A 17,947-nucleotide genomic window follows, 5' to 3' on the forward strand; every position below is an offset into this window, starting at 1 on the left:
GACAAGACTGCCAGCACTCACATAACAACAACCCGAGTGCCCAGCCATGCCATATCCGGTCCTTGTCGATTGCCTGTCGCTGCACCTTGTCCGCGGCTTCCAGCCATGCCTGCACGCCATTGCCCTGTCCGTCGATCGCTGCGCTGTGCCCGCTCGACCACACCAGACCCTTTGACCGCCGGGCCTGGATCGCTTCCAGGCTGCCTGCGCCACTTCTCTGCCAACGACGGGGCAACTTCCATGCAACTTGAACAGAATTTTGTTAACGGCGACTTCATCAAACCAGCCAGCGGCGTATCCATCGCGGTTTATGATCCGGCCGACGAAACCCTTGTGGGGCATGTCTCGGCCGCGAATCAGGAAGAGGCCCATGCTGCGGTGACCGCCGCCTGCGTTGCACAGAAAAAATGGGCAGCGTTGACCAGTATCCAGCGCGGTGACTACCTACGTGCATTGGCCGACGCCCTGGAGTCGCGTGCCGACGCCATTGGCCAGGCTCTGGCAGCCGAGTCGGGCAAAAGCCTGGCGGATGCCAGCAATGAAGCCCGCTATGCTGCGCAGATCACTCGTTATCACGCTGAATGGGCGCGCCGCATCGAGGGCGAGATCATTCCCAGCGACAGCCCAGACGAAAAGCTGTTTCTGCACCGCGAGGCGATTGGCGTCGTGGCTTGCCTGATCCCGTTCAACTACCCGGTCTACACCCTGCTACGCAAGGTGGCGCCGGCGCTGATCGCCGGCAATACGGTGGTGGTGCGTCCGAGTAACAACACGCCGATTTCGGCTTTTGAGATCGCTCGGGCGGTCCAGCAGGCTGGCCTGCCGCCTGGGGTAGTGAACATCCTGACCATGGACCATGCCACCGCTGCCACCGTCTGTACCCACCCGGCAGTGGGCATGATCACCCTGACCGGCAGCGTCAATGCCGGGCGTATCGTGCTCGACTACTGCAAGGCCAATATCGCCAAGCCGTCCCTGGAGCTGGGCGGCAAGACCCCGGCCATCATCGAGCCTGATGCCGACCTGGAGCAGGCCGCCAGCGCCATCATCGCTTCCAAGACCACCCATTGCGGGCAGTTGTGCACGGCGGTGGAGCGAGTCTATGTCCACGAAAGCGTGCATGAGCGCTTCCTGGCGCTGCTCAAGGACAAGATCGCCGCCGTCCAATTCGGCGACCGGCGCCAGGACCCAAGCCGCATGGGGCCTCTGGTCAGTGCGGCTGCCCGGGTTGCCATTCATGGCTTGGTGCAGCGCGCGGTAGCGCAGGGGGCAGTGCTCGAAGCCGGTGGCACGATGCCTGAGGGGCCAGGGCATTTCTATCCGCCGACGCTGCTCAGCGCGTGCCGTCAGGAGATGGAGATCGTTCAGGAGGAAATCTTCGGGCCGGTCCTGCCGGTGCTCAAGTACCGGGATATCGATGAAGCCCTGGCCTTGGCCAATGACCACCAGTTTGGCCTGGCTTCGGTGCTCTATACCGAGAATTACCGTACCGCGATGAAGGTCGCCGGGGCCATTCAGGCCGGCGAGCTGTACGTCAACCGAACTCCGGCCGACCCCTACCAGGGCTACCACGCCGGCTGGAAGCGCTCAGGGCTGGGCGGTGACGACGGCAAGCACGGCATGCTCGAGTTCACCCAGACCCGCCTGGTGGTCATGCCTTTCTAAAGGCAGCGGCAAGTTTCAAGCGGCAAGCGTCAAGCAAAAGCGTGCAATCGATTCTGCCGCTTGCCGTCGTTGTATCAAGACAGCCGCAAGCTGCAAGCAAGAACACCGCAGTCGTTCTTGCCGCTTGAAGCTCCAAGCTTGCCGCTGCCCCACCAATAATAATGAGCGGCGCCGGATACCGGCGCCCGAGGGCATCGTTATGTCTAAGCATGCAGCCGATCTGATCTCGGCTCAGGATTCTGCCGGGTTGCCGGTGGGTAACAGCGACAAGGGCAGTCGTTACTTTCAACTGATGTTGCTGGTGCTGGCCGCCGGAGCGATCTACCCCATCCTGTACCTGCGCCAGGTCTACCAGACCACCATGCTTGAGGTGCTGCAGATCAACCACAGCGAGCTGGGTTACCTGTACTCCATGCTCGGCACCATCTTCCTGATCAGCTACCTGCCCAGCGGCTGGCTGGCGGACCGCATTGCTCCGCGCTTTCTGATTTTCTTCTCCCTGGTGGCTACTGGCGCCCTGGGCCTGTGGTACTCCACTGCGCCATCACTGACTTCGCTGATGATCATCTTCGGCTGCTGGGGGCTGACCACCGGGCTGACGTTCTGGGCCTCGGTGCTCAAGCGGGTGAAGATGATTGCCCACCACACCGAACAGGGGCGTTTCTTTGGCATCCTCGACGGTGGCCGTGGCCTGGTGGAAGCCTTGCTGGCGACCCTGGCCCTGGGCTTGTTCGCCCTGGCCACCGAGACCCGTGGTGAGTCGACGGCCGAGGGTTTCCGTCACGTGGTCTATCTGTACTCCTTCACCTGCATGGCCATCGGCTGCGTACTGGTGCTGCTCAAGGACCCCAAGTCCATGGAGAACACGGCGCCGGTGGAGCAGGGGCGCTTCAATCTGCTCAGCGACCTGGCGACCCTGGTGAAGATCCCCGAGCTGTGGCTGGTGACCGCCATCGTGTTCTGCGGCTACCACATCTTCTGGGCCACCTACAGTTTCTCCGACTACCTGCAGGGCAGCGGCATGACTGCCGTGATGGCCGGCACCATCACCACCATCAAACTGTGGATGCGGCCTCTGGGTGGCATCGGTGGTGGCTGGCTGGGGGACCGTTTCTCGAACATCTCGGTGCTGATCGTCGCCCTGTTGCTGGCGACCCTGGGCATCGTCGGGCTGATCCTGTTCCCGGCCCTGGGCAGCCTGGGCTTGTTGATCGCCACAGTGATCTTCATCGGTCTGATGACCTACGCCATTCGCGGGCTGTACTGGGCGATCCTCGATACCTGCCGGATTCCTCTGCGCATCACCGGCCTGGCCATTGGCATCGTGTCGGTGGTGGGCTACCTGCCGGACGCCTTTATCCCGCTGATCAACGGCTATCTCACCGAACATTTCCCCGGGGCTTTGGGCTACCGCTTGTACTTCGGCTATATCGCCGCGGTCGGCGCCCTTGGCACCTTGGCCGCGATCGCTCTGCGCGCTCGCGTCAACCGTACCCAGCAGCATTCGCAAACAGGAGCCTGAGATGAAAATCGTCGCCCTTGAAACCCATATCGTCGCCGTTCCGCCACCGCATATCGGTGGCATGTACTGGCTGTTCGTCAAGCTGCGCACCGCCTGCGGCATCGAAGGCGTGGGCGAGATCTATGCCGCCACCTTCGGCCCCCAGGCGATGCTGCCGATCATCGAGGACGTGTTCCAGCGCTACCTGCTGGACCATGACCCGCACCATATCGAACGCTTCTTCCGCCAGGCCTATTCCAGCGGTTTCACCCAGCGCCCGGACTTGACCATGATGGGCGTGGTCAGCGGCCTGGAGATGGCCTGCTGGGACATCATCGGCAAGGCGGCGAACAAACCGGTGTATGAACTGCTGGGGGGCAAGGTCCATGAGCGCCTGCGTTCCTATACCTATCTGTATCCGCTCAACAGCTGCGGCGAATACGACTACGACGACCCGGACCTGGCTGCCGAATGCGCGGTAAAGAACATGAACCAGGGCTTCACTGCCCTGAAGTTCGACCCGGCCGGCCCCTACACCGCGTACTCCGGACACCAGCTGTCCCTGGAAGTGCTGGAGCGTTGTGAAACCTTCTGCCGCAAGATCCGTGAAGCGGTGGGCAATCGCTGCGACCTGCTGTTCGGCACCCATGGGCAGATGGTGCCGTCCTCGGCCATTCGCCTGGCCAAGCGCCTGGAACAATACGACCCGCTGTGGTTCGAGGAGCCAGTGCCGCCGGGCCAGGAGCAGGCCATGGCGCAGGTGGCGGCCAAGACCAGCATCCCGATCGCCACCGGCGAGCGCCTGACCACCAAGTACGAGTTCTTCAAGCTGCTGCAGGCCGGTGGCGCCTCGATCCTGCAGATGAACGTGGCGCGCTGCGGTGGCCTGCTGGAGGCGAAGAAGATCGCCAGCATGGCCGAGGTCTACTACGCGCAGATCGCCCCGCACCTGTACAACGGCCCGATTGGCGCGGCGGCGAGTTTCCAGTTGGCCACCTGCACACCGAACTTCCTGATCCAGGAAAGCATCATGACCTGGGGCGGCTTCCACGCCGAAGTGCTGACCAAGCCTTTGCAATGGGAGGACGGCTACATCATCCCGTCCAGCGAGCCGGGCCTGGGGGTGGAGCTGAACATGGACGTGGTACGCAGGCACTCGCCTTACAGCGGTGAACGCCTGCACTTGCAAATGGCCGCGACTCCGGCCGACGTCAACGACCACTCCCCGGCCAAGGGCTGAGCATTTCCCGCCCGGTGACGGGCAGGGCATGGGCAGCCGCTACGGCTGCCTTCAATACGACCTGAGCGGTAACCCTGCATGACATACGACTACATCATCGCCGGCGCCGGCGCCGCCGGCTGCGTTTTGGCCAACCGGCTCTCGGCCTCGGGCCAATACTCGGTATTGCTACTGGAAGCGGGGGGCAAGGACTCATCGTTCTGGTTCAAGATTCCGGTGGGTTTCGCCAAGATGTATTACAACCCTCACTTCAACTGGATGTACTACAGCCAACCGCAGAAGCAGCTCGGCGACCGAGCGATCTACGCACCGCGGGGCAAGGTCCAGGGCGGCTCCGGCTCGATCAACGCGATGATCTATGTGCGCGGCCAGGCCCATGATTTCGATGATTGGGCGGCCGATGGCAATGAGGGCTGGAGCTTCGCCGAGGTGCTGCCGTATTTCCGCAAGCTGGAGAATCATCCTCTGGGAGACAGCCAGTACCACGGCGGCAGCGGCCCCATCAGCATCACCCCAATGAAGGGCCAGACCCATCCCATCTGCGATGTGTTCCTCAAAGGCTGCGAGGAACTGGGCTACTCGCGCAGTGAAGATTTCAATGGTGCCACATTCGAAGGTGCCGGGATCTACGACGTCAATACCCGCAATGGCCAGCGCTGCTCCAGCAGTTTTGCCCATCTGCATCCGGCGCTGAGCCGGCCGAATCTCAAGGTCGAGCATTACGCGCTGGTCGACCGGGTTCTGTTCGACGAGCAGAAACAGCGCGCCACCGGGATCAGTGTGACCCAGCACGGTGTTATCCGGACATTCAATGCCAACAAGGAAGTGATCCTGTGTGCCGGTGCGGTGGACACACCGAAGATCCTGCAACTGTCCGGGGTTGGTGATCGCGAGTTGCTGGCCCGGCACCGGATTCCTTTGGTTCGGCACCTGCCGGCGGTGGGACAGAACTTGCAGGACCACTTGTGCGTTAGCTACTACTACAAGGCCAATGTGCCGACTCTCAACGATCAGCTCAGCTCGCTGTTCGGCCAGCTCAAGCTGGGCCTGCAATACCTGCTGACGCGTAAGGGCGCACTGGCCATGAGCGTCAACCAGGCCGGCGGTTTCTTCCGTGGCGATGCCGGGCAGGAACACCCCAACCTGCAGCTGTACTTCAACCCGCTGTCGTACCAGATCCCCAAGAGCAACAAGGCCAGCCTCAAGCCCGAGCCGTATTCCGGCTTTCTGCTGTGCTTCAACCCATGCCGGCCCACCAGCCGCGGCAGCATCCAGATCGCCTCGAAGAATCCTCGGGATGCGGCGCTGATCGACCCCAACTACCTGAGCACCGACAAGGACATTGCCGAGGTGATCCAGGGCAGCCGGCTGCTGCGCAAGATCATGCAGGCTCCGGCGCTCAAGAGCATTACCGTGGATGAAGTGCTACCAGGTCCGGCGGTGGACAGTGATGAGCAGATGCTGCAGTACTTTCGCGAGAACAGCGGCTCGATTTACCACCTGTGCGGTTCCTGCGCCATGGGCCGCGACGAGCAGCGCTCGGTGGTGGACAAGCGCCTCAAGGTGCATGGTCTGGCGGGGCTGCGCATTGTCGATGCCTCGATCTTCCCCAACGTCACCTCCGGCAACACCCACGCGGCGGTGCTGATGGTGGCGGAGAAGGGCGCCGACCTGATTCTTGAGGATGCCCTCTCATGAGCATGTAGGGGCAGTGGTCTGAGACCATGGACTGCTAGGCCATTTCTGCTATTGCCGAAATTGTACCTGCGAGGGAAAAAGGTCGGGCGTGGCCAGCACCTATCAGTGTGGATAGGTTCCTGTCTGGCCATGACACCCGAGATGGTGGACAGGGCATTTCTTGCCGCTGCCGCGAAATAGGAGGACCGCAACCACAGAATAGAAAGGTCTGCCATGAAAGTAATTGGCTGCGATCCATGGAACATAGTTTATGGCTTTATCTCACCCTATGAAAATGTGACTTGTACGATCTCCATCGGTTTTCAGGTGAGACTTTGTATGGGCGTGCGCTTTTCCAAACCAGATCATTGAACCTGCTAGTGGCATAAGCGAAAGAGCAATCCTATTTTTCATCCCTCAACAATCTTCAGAACGCCATCTCGTAGCCGACCGATAAGATTGCTTGGGCTGTATCAGAGAATGTATCCGAGGACACCCGAAGGCCAGTCGAAAGCGTGCCGCCGGCCATCACAGCATACTTGTAGCTTGCCGACACATACGGGCGAACATCATTACGGTCTAGCTGGCTTTTGGTGTTTATAAACTCCAAGCCTGGCGCGTCGGTCGTGCCCTTCAAACGCATCCGCTCAACATTCAGGTCGTATTCAACACCGACCCCTAGGTTTATCCTGGACGCCGTATTGATTGCAGTTTGGCCCGTAATACCCACGTCAGCTACCGTTGAGTTCAAACGTGATTTTTTATACGTGCCAGTGATGGCCCCTTGATTTTCCGAGTACCCATCCAGCGAAGTGTATTGTTGAATCAACGCTACTGCTGGGGTAATCAACCAGTCGCTAGGGGGCACAAAGCCATAACCCAGGTCGATACGTCCCGCGACAGTTTGCATATCGGCTGAGCCACGGAGTTGTTGAACGTTGTCCAACCCTTGTCCGCGAGTCAGGTCATTAGCTTGAGTGCTAGTCCCCACCCCGATACTGGCCTGTAGCCCGGTTCTTGCCGATCCATACTCGCTGTACTCACCCCATACACCCAGACCGTAGGCAGTCTTTGCGCTGATGCCACTGTTATGCAGGCGTGTACTGCCGCTCGACAGCGTGAGACCCAGCGTCATGTTTTCACTTAGACCATGACCCAGGGTGAGCAGGCCCTGCGTCTGATTGCGCTGGCCAACATCTCCGTCAGAGCCGGTGTTGGAGACTGCGCCGCTAATGCGAAAGCAATTGAGCCCTGGTGTTCCGGTAAAACAGCTTTGATCGAGCAGGCGGTTTAGGGTCACTTGTTGTTGAGCCATGGCCACCTCTGTCTCACTCGCCAACCGAGGAAAAGACTGCATAACGTTGAGCAAGTCCTGCATGACTCCAGGGGCAGCAGTTTTCGATACCCGGTAAATAAAGGCTCGGAACGCGGCGTTTTCTGATTCAGCAGTTCCCACGATGACGCTGCCGTCTGAACTGACGGCGTAAGCATCGCTGTATCCAAGGTTATCGTTGCGCAGCGAGCCTAGGTCTTGCATGGCGTTGAGTGCTTCGGTCCAGCGAAAGGCTCGAAAATTGTGGTCTTCGGTTTCAGCCCGTCCCACAATAGTACTGCCGTCTGCACTGACGGCCGTAACACGGCTTTCACCAAGATTATCGCCGCGCAGAGAGCCCAGGTCTTGCATGGCGTTGAGTGTTTTAGTCCAGCGAAAGGCTCGCTCGCCGTCTTCGGTATCAGCGTTTCCTGCGACGGTACCGCCATCTGAACTGACGGCGGTAGCATAGCTGTACCCCAGATTATCGTTGCGCAGCGAGCCCAGGTCTTGCATGGCATTGAGCGCTTCGGTCCAACGAAAGGCGCGCATCGTGTCGTCTTCGGTTGCAGCGACTCCCACGACCGTGCTGCCGTCTGAACTGAGAGCGGTAGGAGCGCTGTATCCAAGGTTATCGTTGCGCAGCGAGCCTAGGTTCTGCATGGTGTTGAGTGCTTCCGTCCAGCGAAAGGCTTGTAAGTCATCGTGTTCGGTTTCAGCGACTCCCACGACGGTACTGCCGTCTGAATTGACAGCGGTAGAATGGCTGTATCCAAGGTTATCGTTCCGCAGTGAGCCCAGGTCTTGCATGACGTTGAGCGCTTCGGTCCAGCGAAAGGCTCGCATCCGCCCCTCTTCGGTTTCAGCGTTTCCCACGACAGTGCTACCGTCTGAACTGACAGCGATAGCATTGCTGTATCCAAGGTTATCGTTGCGCAGCGAGCCTAGGTCTTGCATGGCATTGAGTGCTTCGGTCCAGCGAAAGGCTCGGACTTTTCCGTCCTCGGTATCCGCTTGGCCCACAATGGTGCGACCGTCTGAACTGACTGAGACTGTACTGCTGTACCCAAGATTATCGTTGCGCAGTGAGCCTAGGTCTTGCATGGGGTTGAGCGCGCCGGTCCAGCGAAAGGCTCGGGTGTTGCCGTCCTTGGTATCAGCGGTTCCCACGACGGTACTGCCGTCTGAACTGAGCTCATAAGAAAAGCTGTACCAAAGATTATCGTCGCGCAGTGAGCCTAAATCGAACATTTGATCTAACAGGTCGTAGGGGGCTGCCTGGGTATACGAGGTAGCCATCAGCAGTAGAATCAGAGGGAGATGTAGTGGATTCTTCATAATGGGGGGCCTGCACTTGACTGTACGTAACAGTGCTTTGCTATCGAAAATGTCGGAAAATAACTCGCTTAATTAGGCGGCGGTTATGAGTGGGGCCTAGCACCTTTGGTTTTACCATTCGCGATTAAGTTGGGTGGCAGCGAAAGATAGTGTGCAGATGTTGACTGATCAAAAGTGAAAGAGGGTTTGGTGATGGTTTTAGTTGGTGTTCACAATGCTATTGTCCTCGATTGGAAATATACTTCGGCGTAATAACTAATGCAGGGAAAGTAGGTGTGAGAAGCTTTGCTGTGAAATACGATCTGATATTGCTGGTGCAAGGTTTCGCTGAGCGCGCAATAGGCACCCATCAAATTTAAGAGGGGGCAAAACTTTAATTTTGCTATGTTTAAGGTGGGGTGATTGTAGCTATGAGGTCGTGGTATTTATATCTGACTAGTCTGGATTGTGTGGGCGTCTTGGTGCTGCACGGCGGAACATTAATAGTTGGCTTAGGCTTGTTGAGGATTGGTTGTCCGCTTGTGTACACGTAATGGTTCCTTGAAAACAGCGCAACAGGTCATCGCAGAGTGGATTGGGAAAGGTCTTGCGACACAGGTGACATCATGTTATGTGAAAAATGAATGGCGGTGTGTACAGGAGGGGATGTCTGGCATACGGCTTTCACGATTGTCCAAAAGGACAGGGGGTGTCCGATTCTTATCTCCGGAATTGGCGGGCGGTGTGGTTCTCATGGAGGCAGTGGCGGCGGTTCTGATTGTTGTCAACTTGTCACTGTCTGGGGGGTATTTTGCAAAGTATCTGGTTGGGGGCTGTTAGTTCAGCACTGGGTCAATGCTGGTCTTATGTCAGTTTTAGTTATAATAGTTGGTCTTGAATCAAAAGAGAGGCGTGTACGGATGGAATCGCTGTTTTCTGGATCGATTCTTAGATGGCCGTCCTCGACCATCAAGGTCAGGGACGGCACTTATATTGAAAATTTCGCTATCCGTTGAACTCTGGATATTTTGTTCAAATGAATAGCATTAGTGTCCGATATCGGTGCTTATTACACGCGCCGTTCGGCGATGAGGCATATCACTACTGCGTGTTGCGCTGAACATCATTTGGCCACCGTTGGAGATTGGAAAGTGGCGACAGAATGCCTTTCCAGACTTTGTCATGTAAGTGTGGTAGTTGACTTTTTTCCAAGTCGGTCAGGCCGTAATTATCGGGGTTTTTCAATACATCGTGAAACTTGACAATCCGGCAGTTGAAGCTGCCATCATCCCGTTTTTCATTGACGATGTAGATAGGCAGGGCTTCAAGGTTGAACAGGCGAGTTCGGTCAATGAACTTCACAATATTGAATTTTATGGTGTAGGCAAGTTTTGAGTTTCGGCTTTCTGGATGGTAACTGACGAAATCCCCGAAAGCGTAGACGACCAAGGCGTCCTGTTGTCCTGGGCGCGGAATGACTTCGGCAGGTTGGCTGACATGGGCATGGTTGCCGAGGATTGTGTCAACGCCACATGCAATGATCTCGCGTGCAGCTTCAACAACATTGACGTGGGGGTACATCTCGAACTCCCATCCCCAGTGGCAGTAGGCAATGATCCAATCCGCGCCTTTGGCTTTTGCCGCGGCCACCTGTTTCTTGATCAGTGTGTAATTCGGTGCAGGCTTGACGTCGTTGAATCGTACCTCGTTGACAAGGAATGGCTTGGTGGCGGGGCGCTTGTAACCATTGAGATCAAATGTGTAGGACAGCAGGGCTACCTTGATACCCTTTTTCTTAACAATGACGATATCGTCCTGTTCAGCCTGGTTTGCGGCTGTACCGGCATAGTGAGCACCCGACTTTTTGAGAACATCGAGTGTGGCGAGGACGCCCTGTTCCCTCCAGTCCATCGAGTGGTTCGTCGCGGTACTGAAAAAGTTGATCTTCGCTTCGGAGCGGAACTTCTGGAACATTGCTTCGGATGTATTCATTCGAGCGGGCTGCCCGGTCGCTTGAGTGCGCCCCACAGGACTGTTCTTATCGACGGTTGACTCCAGATTGGCGCTAACGATGTCCGCAGTACTGTAGAAGCTGGCGATATCGTCGAACAGGTGGGGGGTGTTTTCCGGGGTCAGAACATCCACCGCGAGCAAGTCTCCCGCGCATGAAACGGAGATAATATCCAAATCCGGAAACTTGTCTTCGAGATCTGCCGGTGGCCTGTTCAAGACATTGAGATCCTGCGCCGCAAAAAACTCTTCCAGCCTCGACCCTTTCTCGGCGACTTCAAGCTGGTTGAACCAATAGCGGTAGACCCACTTTATTTTTTCGAATGTGCTCCCCGCAATGTCGTATACACCGGTTTCTGGTTGTGGGTAATGGAACTGCTCGTAGAAAATGTAGCTCATCAGAAGAACCGCCAGCCTGGTCAGCGTACGTTTATCTATACGGTCACCCAGTGGGGGGAGATTTACCGCAAATCCAGGATCGACAAAAATCTTATCAAGCGCGATTTCTCCCTTTAATGTGCCGGGGTCGGTTAATAGCGGCTCGATTTTCGCCAAGACCTTTCGCGGGCCAGTGGCTGCAACCCATTCGAAAATCGTCCGAGCGAGCTGTTCCTCCTCAGGGCTAATCGTCTCGGACATCTTCAATTCGCCTTTTGCTACACGACGAAGTGTGACGATGACTTCAGTTTCATGTTCATCCAGTCGGGTCTTAAGCGTCTGCATGACGCCTGTTAAAGCTTCAATCAAATACTCATTCATTCTGGACATCCTTTTGGTTTGAGTGGGTATTGCACCGACAGTGGGCTTCAGCTCCACACCATCGCGTGTAGGGGGCCAGATCACCCTGAATAGCCAGTCCTTTGGCTTGGGCTACCTGTTAAACATGAGCGGAGTCGGGCTTGAGACAACTGCGTAATTACTTCAATGGGTAGCTGAAACGCCTGGTGATCTTGAGTCAGCGTGTGGAAACATGAACGGAATTCTCCGTGGGAGGATTGATTGCCGCTTGTGGGGTAGTGCATGGCAGGGGTGTGTAAAGACCAAGGCGGGTAAGTTCGGTCACTGCTCGCGCCTGCTCCAGCACTTGGCGTTTCCAATCGGCGGTATCGATGTAGAAGGCCTCGCGCAGTTGACGTTTGATTCGCGATCGTTGGGCTTCTCCGGTACTAGGGTGATTTTGCAGCCACTGATCGGCACGTAGTGCATTGAGCACCCGAGGACCGGGTTGGGTGCCATATTCCAGCGTCAGTCCGTTGTATTGAGCTTGTGGACACTCTTCCATCACCGCCAGATCCAGCGTGCCGTTCAGAGCCGACGATGAGGAGGTGCCGTCTGTGCTGGTGGTTACTTGCGCACCCCACCAGCTCCGCGCTCGAGCAATGGCCTCGGGGTCGGTGCGTCCTTTATAGATGCGCTCGCCAACGCCATAGGGGCCGAGTCCGGTGTGCACGTCGATCCAACCGATGCGTTGGCATTGGCTGCCCAGGCGGCGGATGATCTGGCGTAACTGCAGGTTGCTCCATGTGGGTTCGGTTCCGGCAAAAAACAGACCCTCGGGGTTGCTGTGTTGACCGCGGGTGATGGCTGACTGCAGGGATTGGGTCCCGTAGCGCAACGCGTATCCGGCCAGGCCAAGCGTGCTGAGCAGGGTCGGCGGTTGACGACGTGGCAGAAGTAACGAGGCGATGGAGCGGTACCCGGGGTTATCGGGTAGTGCCTGGTTGAAGTCGATAAAGTTACGGTTGAGATCGACATTGTCTTCGTTGACCCGGCGTAGCCAGGAGAAACCATAGGGGTTGATCCCGTGCAAATAGAGCAGCGCCAGATCATCACGGCGGCAGCGCGCCATCCAGTCGCTGTTGCGCAGGTGATCAATCTGTACAGCGGAGCCGCAAAACCCTTCCACACCATGCACGCCGCTGCTCAGTACCAGCAGGTTGGCTGCCTTGGGAGAACCGAAAAGCGCCGCATCGAGAGCCAGCGTTTCTCCCTGGCTGCCAGGTAACGGATGAAGGCAAGACTCAACCTCAAGCCCGGCGCTGGTGCAGGACTGGAGGAATTTTTGCCGAGCTTCGGCATAACTTTGTGAAAAGCAGGATAAGTCCATTACGGATTTCCTATTGGCAGTCGCAATGAATACGGCGCACAACCATCAAGTTGTTGGGGAGGTAACGGAGCGTCCTAGGTAGTACTGGCGAGTGCTAGATCCGAGCGGGGAGCGTTTGCATTGAGTTCACGGTGACTGCGTTCCGGGTCAATCAGCACCAAGCCAAGTGCACTGAACAGCAGAAGCGTGATACCGAACAGACCAATGGCAAGCTCGAAACCGTTAACCAGGTCGCCGCCCTGCCAGCCAATGGCCTGGCCGACCAGAAGTGGGGCAAGCATGCCGGCGGTGGTCAGTAGGGCGATATGAATGGCCAGCATGCTGCCGCGTTGGCGTGCCGGAGCGATGTGAGCAACGATGCTGAAACCGAAGGCTGACAACAGGTTGAGGAGGATACTGCCGACCAGAAACAATCCCAGGGTCATAGTCAGCTCGGTTGTGGTAAACCCTATGATGATGTAGGTCACGGCTGCTACCAGGCAGGCCAACAATGGTGGAATCACCATCGCGGCACGGAGGCTGGCGCCGCGCTTCATGGCGCGTTGTGCCAGGCTTGAAACCAGCAAGTTGATGAAGATCACTCCCAGCGTCGTGGCGAGAACCAGATAGCCAGACTGCATCGGTGTCATACCCAGACCCTTTTGCAAGTAAGTGGGCAACCAGCTATAGAGCAGGGCATTGGGCAGATAGCTGCAGAACGCGACCAAGGTAATGCAGACAAAAGTACGGTTCAGCAGCAGCCGAGCATAGGGCAGTGTGGGCAATAGTTTGCCAGCGCTATCCTTGGTTTCGTCATGCTGGCCTTCGCGGCCATAGAGTTGCCACAGCAGCAGCCAAACCAGGCCAATACCGGCTAGAAGTACATAGCCGGTGCGCCAGCCGTATTGCTCGATCAGCATCGGCAAGGCCAGGGCGCCGGCGATGGCGCCGAGCATGATTGCGACCTGGATCAGTGCCGCGGGCAATACCCGTTCCCGTGTTGTGTACCACTTGAAGCAGGCATGCTGGGTCACTGCTGTGCTGGGGCCGCAACCGGCGCCGAGCATCACCCGGCTCGCGAGCAGGGCAACGAAGCTGGTGGATAGCGCGGCGAGTAACTGAGCGCTCATCCACACCAGGGCCATGCCGGAGAGTATCCAGCGACTCGGTAGCCGATTGGCGAGAAAACCCACCAGCACCCCAGAGATCGAATAAAGAAAGAAGAACGCACTGCTGATGAAGCCAAACTGCTCGTGCGTAAGCTGCAATTCGTCAATGATCTGAGGGCCGGCAAACGCGAAAATGGTCTTGTCCAACACGCTGATAATGACCACGGTCATCAGCAAAGCTACAACGAGCGGACGTCGATTATCGGTAAATGAGCGCATGCGGTTCGCCTATTGAGAGCGGTTAGAAGTGAAGGCCGACGCTGGCCTCTAACATGCTTCGGTCCGCCACAACGTTGTAGTCGCCGCCTCCGGTATTCAGGTAGGCGACATTGAAGGTGTAATCACTCTTGAACGTACCGTGCACAGCGAGGACTTGCGCATGTCGGCCTTCGCTGAATACGCCGTCATGGGCATGCCCCTTGACGTCATAGAGGAATGCCAACGATGGCGTCAGGTCGAGCCCAGGCAGCACATTCCTGTACTGGTTTTCCACTTTTAAGCGGGTCCCCCAGGAAAATGGGGTAACAAATCCGTCCATCGCACACTTTTGTGCTGGGCCAGTGCATTTCGAGGAGCTGCCGTAAGGGGCGTTGCCGAAACCGGCTCGGCCATAACGGCGGTCATTGGTGTCGGGCAGGTCGTGTACGTACTTCAATCCCGCTTCGGCGGATAATTTCATCTCGCCGCCCAATACCTGACCGAATGGATGGCTGGCGCCGAGATTGATCTGGCTGACGCGAAAGCGGTCGTACCCGCGTGCCAGGTAGCCCGTGGGGGTTTTGGCGAGGTAGCCCAGTGGGCCACTTCCGGCGAGCAGCCCGGAGATGAAGTCAGCTCCGTTCCAGGCAATAGGTTGATTAGGGCGATAACTGTATTCGGCATAAATGCCGGTGCCGTCCGGCAGTCGCGTTTTGAAGTTGAGGGCGTACAGGCGAACACGGGTAGGAAAGGCCCGCTGATAATAGGCCGCCACTCCGGCAGGCTTGGCTTGCCCCTGATTGGCGGCCGGAGGCGTCAGAACTCCAGGACCGGTGCGAACCACTTGGGTGAGTGCATCCCGGCTGGTGTAGTTCGCGAAATACAGACCCAACAACCCGACGTCTTGCCATAAGTACTGCATGCTGGCGCCGTATTGATTGTTGCCGGGTCGATGGTCCGGGCCCCGAGGTACGTAGTCCAGGGGATTGTTGAGCGCCTGGCCGTCGCTGGTATAAACAGGTCGACCGGCTATCGAACTCAACACGCTGCCATTAAGAAGGAACTGGTCGCAACCGGGCTGGGCGTAGTCGCTGGTCGAAAGAAAGGTACCGCAGCCCGGGTAGGTACTGGGGCGCAGTTCAAACTGGTTGAACCCGTCGATCGACAGGTTTTCACTCAGGGCCAGTTTGGCGTAAAGAGCCGGCATCGCCACGGTGCGTGCCTCTGTAATCGAACTGGCCCGGCGTGCGGCGGCCCAGTCAAAGGCATTCACTGCCTGTAAGCCTCCGCCTATGGTAGTCGGCGTGACCCACGGGATTGCCTGATCGCCAAGTCGTACAAGCAGGTCCTGCCCGGCAGGCTGGAAATTGCCGTATACATACGCATCATCAATCACCGCATTGGAAAACCGCGCCAGTGAGTCAAAACCCGAATCGCTGAGTGGTTTCCCGGGGCGATAGCCATTGGGTACGCTGCCGTGCTCGACCCCCTGATGCTTCTGGGCGTAGTCGTACCAACCCTTTGCGCTTACCAGCAGGCCGATGTTGCGATGGCTCAGATCTGCTTGCAGATAGGTTTCCACAGAGGTGGAAACCGCATCGCCGCGCTTATAGTTGAGATCGCCGTCGTTGAAGAGGTTCATCCCGTATTCGGAGCTGGTCAGACGCTGGCTTGGATTGTCCATGCGCCTTATGGTCCCCAGCGACAGAGCCCCCTTTACGTTCAGAAAGGTGTCGTCATGCTGCCATTCGATACCGTTACCCAGACCTGATTTGAGGTCACCGAAAACCAGCTCTCCGCCTGTTGCCGTAGGAGTCATGCCAACAGAGAGTAGGGACGTAGCCAGCCCAGCGACCACTGGCCTACCGGACTTTCCCCAGTTATTTCTTATTGTTGTTCTCACTGACGCTTACCTTTTTGCTTGTTGTTTTTTATTGTCGGCGCTTTTCAGTCTATCGCCGGCGAAGTTGTAGTAATACGGTAAATTCAGACATCTATAGGGTTGATATCGCCAGAACAAATCGTACATGTATTACTCGGACTGGCTTGAAAAGCGGCTGCGCTACTTTTTTAGGTGAAGGCATCACTTGTTCGACTAATAAGGCGATAGGTTTGTAGGAAGACAGCGTTTAAGAAGGGGGGTTAATATCGCCAGAAAACAGCAAGGTATCGCCAGGGGAACCTATGATTGTCCGTATTGATTTATTACATGGTCCACATAATTTGACGGGAACGCTTTTTAGCATCATCGATATTTTACGCACCTTCAATAACCTCTGGCGGATGCGCAATCCCGAGAAAAGAAGGGCGTTTTTTCACTGGCGGTTGATTGACGCAGCGGGCAATGAATTACCGCTTCCGGGCTGGTTGTCAGACATGCAATCACCTACCAGGGGGCATGCAACTCTACGAGCCTCGCAGACGGTGCTTTTTGTTCCGGGCGTACAGATGAAAAACGTGCCTGACCTGAAGCATGTGCTCGACCAATGCTCCGAGGAGTTGAGCTGCATCGCGCGCTATCACTCTCAAGGACGGGTCTTGGCTGCCTGTTTCAATGGCGCAGTGATGTTGGCCAGTGCTGGTGTGCTGGATGGCCGGCGCACCAGCGTTCCCTGGATGATCGCTAACTGGTTTGCCGCCAGTTTTCCGCAAGTGCAGTTGGCCATGGAAGGGCCGGTGGTGGTGGACGGACCGGTATTTACCGCCGGAGCCCCTGCTGCGGTATGTGATTTGATGGTGGAGTTGATCCGACGTTTTGCCGGCGAAGAAATGGCACAGGTCGCGAGCAATGGGCTGCTTTATCATCCAATGCGCTTTGAGTATTCCAGCCTGAACTTTCCAGGCATATCGGTAAAAACCCGAGACAGCGTAGTCTTCCGAGCCAAGGCATGGATTCAGCAACATATCCAAACACCCTATAGTTTGGATCGGGTCGCTCAGGAGGCTGCAGCCAGTCCGCGAACGCTGTTGCGCCATTTCAAAGAGGTTGAAGGAATGACACCGCTGGATTACCTGCATCGTCTGCGGGTTGAGCGGGCCAAACAGTTATTGGAAGTGACCCTGATTGATCTGACGGCAGTGATGGAGTACTGCGGTTATCAGGATGCCAGCGCGTTCCGCCGTTTGTTCCGACGTGCCACGGGAATAACGCCAGCGGAATACCGTCGCCGATACACCATGCGGATCTCCAGCCGATGGTGGCGTGCCGATGAGCCCAGCTCCAACGGGAAAGCCGCTGACCTGATCAAGGAACTGGGTATAGATCTTCTTGACAAGCTGGATCATTGACTTAGCGTTGGGCTGATTTCAAACAACACGCTTAGTCGAGCCGTGGTAATCAGCAGGATTGTAGCGATGGGTGTTAATACGTTGAATCGTCTAAGAAGAGGTTGCCTGTTAAACGGCACTCTTTACTATTTTTAGGATAGAGAGTTCGGTTACTCAGGCTCCCGGTGTTCGACTTCAGCTACCCCGTCAAGAGAGCAAAGTGTAGGTTTGGTATTCTGGTCGTACGTGCTCATGACTTTTTTCAGCAACTCGGATCGAACAATTGTGACGTGTTTCGGAGCAGCGATTTGTAGAGAAACAGAGTCGGACTCAACTTTGATAACCTTGATTTTTATTTCGTCGTTGATACGTAGACTTTTATAGGGCTTTCTGCTGATGACTAGCAATTTCACTTCCTTTTGTTTGTAGGCTCATGCTGTACATGATTGTTTCCATAAAGCTGGCGAAAAAGATGTAGTACGGGTCAGGTTTTATCTGCGCTTGT

The 17,947-nt window shown here is 56.7% G+C and carries 11 protein-coding genes; 5 read left to right on the top strand and 6 right to left on the bottom strand.

The genetic code is table 11. The annotated features are described in order from the left end of the window. The first annotated feature begins 240 nt into the window (after positions 1-240). From aldA to ACZ5BO_RS12250, 4 genes are all read left to right on the top strand, one after another. The gene (aldA, locus tag ACZ5BO_RS12235) at positions 241-1,665 is read left to right on the top strand and encodes an aldehyde dehydrogenase (RefSeq protein WP_464699982.1); all 1,425 of its coding nucleotides are present in this window, start codon (positions 241-243) and stop codon (positions 1,663-1,665) included. 199 nt (positions 1,666-1,864) lie between these two features. Further along, on the top strand, positions 1,865-3,187 hold the full coding sequence (locus ACZ5BO_RS12240) for an MFS transporter (RefSeq protein ID WP_464699984.1): 1,323 nt from the start codon (positions 1,865-1,867) through the stop codon (positions 3,185-3,187). 1 nt (position 3,188) lies between these two features. Next, positions 3,189-4,406, top strand: coding sequence for a mandelate racemase/muconate lactonizing enzyme family protein (locus ACZ5BO_RS12245; RefSeq protein ID WP_464699986.1), 1,218 nt, complete (start codon positions 3,189-3,191; stop codon positions 4,404-4,406). A 78-nt stretch (positions 4,407-4,484) separates the two neighbouring features. Beyond that, positions 4,485-6,104: a GMC family oxidoreductase gene (locus ACZ5BO_RS12250; protein WP_464699988.1), complete on the top strand. Its 1,620-nt coding sequence runs from the start codon at positions 4,485-4,487 to the stop codon at positions 6,102-6,104. A gap of 406 nt (positions 6,105-6,510) precedes the next feature. Here the strand turns inward: ACZ5BO_RS12250 and ACZ5BO_RS12255 are convergent, their stop codons facing one another. From ACZ5BO_RS12255 to ACZ5BO_RS12275, 5 genes are all read right to left on the bottom strand, one after another. Further along, complete coding sequence (locus ACZ5BO_RS12255) at positions 6,511-8,733, bottom strand: autotransporter domain-containing protein (RefSeq protein ID WP_464699990.1); 2,223 nt, start codon at positions 8,731-8,733, stop codon at positions 6,511-6,513. 1,080 nt (positions 8,734-9,813) lie between these two features. After that, positions 9,814-11,481: a CapA family protein gene (locus tag ACZ5BO_RS12260; protein ID WP_464699992.1), complete on the bottom strand. Its 1,668-nt coding sequence runs from the start codon at positions 11,479-11,481 to the stop codon at positions 9,814-9,816. Positions 11,482-11,677: 196 nt separating this feature from the next. Further along, complete coding sequence (locus ACZ5BO_RS12265; protein ID WP_464699994.1) at positions 11,678-12,829, bottom strand: M14 family metallopeptidase; 1,152 nt, start codon at positions 12,827-12,829, stop codon at positions 11,678-11,680. Positions 12,830-12,903: 74 nt separating this feature from the next. Continuing rightward, a complete protein-coding gene (locus ACZ5BO_RS12270; protein ID WP_464699996.1) occupies positions 12,904-14,196 on the bottom strand; it encodes an MFS transporter in 1,293 nt (430 codons plus the stop codon). Positions 14,197-14,218: 22 nt separating this feature from the next. Beyond that, positions 14,219-16,078: a DUF1302 domain-containing protein gene (locus ACZ5BO_RS12275; RefSeq protein WP_464699998.1), complete on the bottom strand. Its 1,860-nt coding sequence runs from the start codon at positions 16,076-16,078 to the stop codon at positions 14,219-14,221. A 281-nt stretch (positions 16,079-16,359) separates the two neighbouring features. On the opposite strand from ACZ5BO_RS12275, the gene ACZ5BO_RS12280 reads away from it, so the two are divergent. After that, a complete protein-coding gene (locus ACZ5BO_RS12280) occupies positions 16,360-17,463 on the top strand; it encodes a GlxA family transcriptional regulator (protein WP_464700000.1) in 1,104 nt (367 codons plus the stop codon). A gap of 149 nt (positions 17,464-17,612) precedes the next feature. Here the strand turns inward: ACZ5BO_RS12280 and ACZ5BO_RS12285 are convergent, their stop codons facing one another. Continuing rightward, positions 17,613-17,855: a carbon storage regulator gene (locus ACZ5BO_RS12285; RefSeq protein WP_464700002.1), complete on the bottom strand. Its 243-nt coding sequence runs from the start codon at positions 17,853-17,855 to the stop codon at positions 17,613-17,615. Positions 17,856-17,947 lie beyond the last annotated feature (92 nt).

The organism is Pseudomonas sp. FFPRI_1, from assembly GCF_055384485.1.

What these genes read in the sequence shown, in the direction of transcription:
- ACZ5BO_RS12265 (WP_464699994.1), bottom strand. Translation starts at nt 12,829, where the DNA reads ATGGACTTATCCTGCTTTTCACAAAGTTATGCCGAAGCTCGGCAAAAA.
- ACZ5BO_RS12280 (WP_464700000.1), top strand. Translation starts at nt 16,360, where the DNA reads ATGATTGTCCGTATTGATTTATTACATGGTCCACATAATTTGACGGGA.
- ACZ5BO_RS12245 (WP_464699986.1), top strand. Translation starts at nt 3,189, where the DNA reads ATGAAAATCGTCGCCCTTGAAACCCATATCGTCGCCGTTCCGCCACCG.
- aldA (WP_464699982.1), top strand. Translation starts at nt 241, where the DNA reads ATGCAACTTGAACAGAATTTTGTTAACGGCGACTTCATCAAACCAGCC.
- ACZ5BO_RS12240 (WP_464699984.1), top strand. Translation starts at nt 1,865, where the DNA reads ATGTCTAAGCATGCAGCCGATCTGATCTCGGCTCAGGATTCTGCCGGG.
- ACZ5BO_RS12250 (WP_464699988.1), top strand. Translation starts at nt 4,485, where the DNA reads ATGACATACGACTACATCATCGCCGGCGCCGGCGCCGCCGGCTGCGTT.
- ACZ5BO_RS12255 (WP_464699990.1), bottom strand. Translation starts at nt 8,733, where the DNA reads ATGAAGAATCCACTACATCTCCCTCTGATTCTACTGCTGATGGCTACC.
- ACZ5BO_RS12260 (WP_464699992.1), bottom strand. Translation starts at nt 11,481, where the DNA reads ATGAATGAGTATTTGATTGAAGCTTTAACAGGCGTCATGCAGACGCTT.
- ACZ5BO_RS12270 (WP_464699996.1), bottom strand. Translation starts at nt 14,196, where the DNA reads ATGCGCTCATTTACCGATAATCGACGTCCGCTCGTTGTAGCTTTGCTG.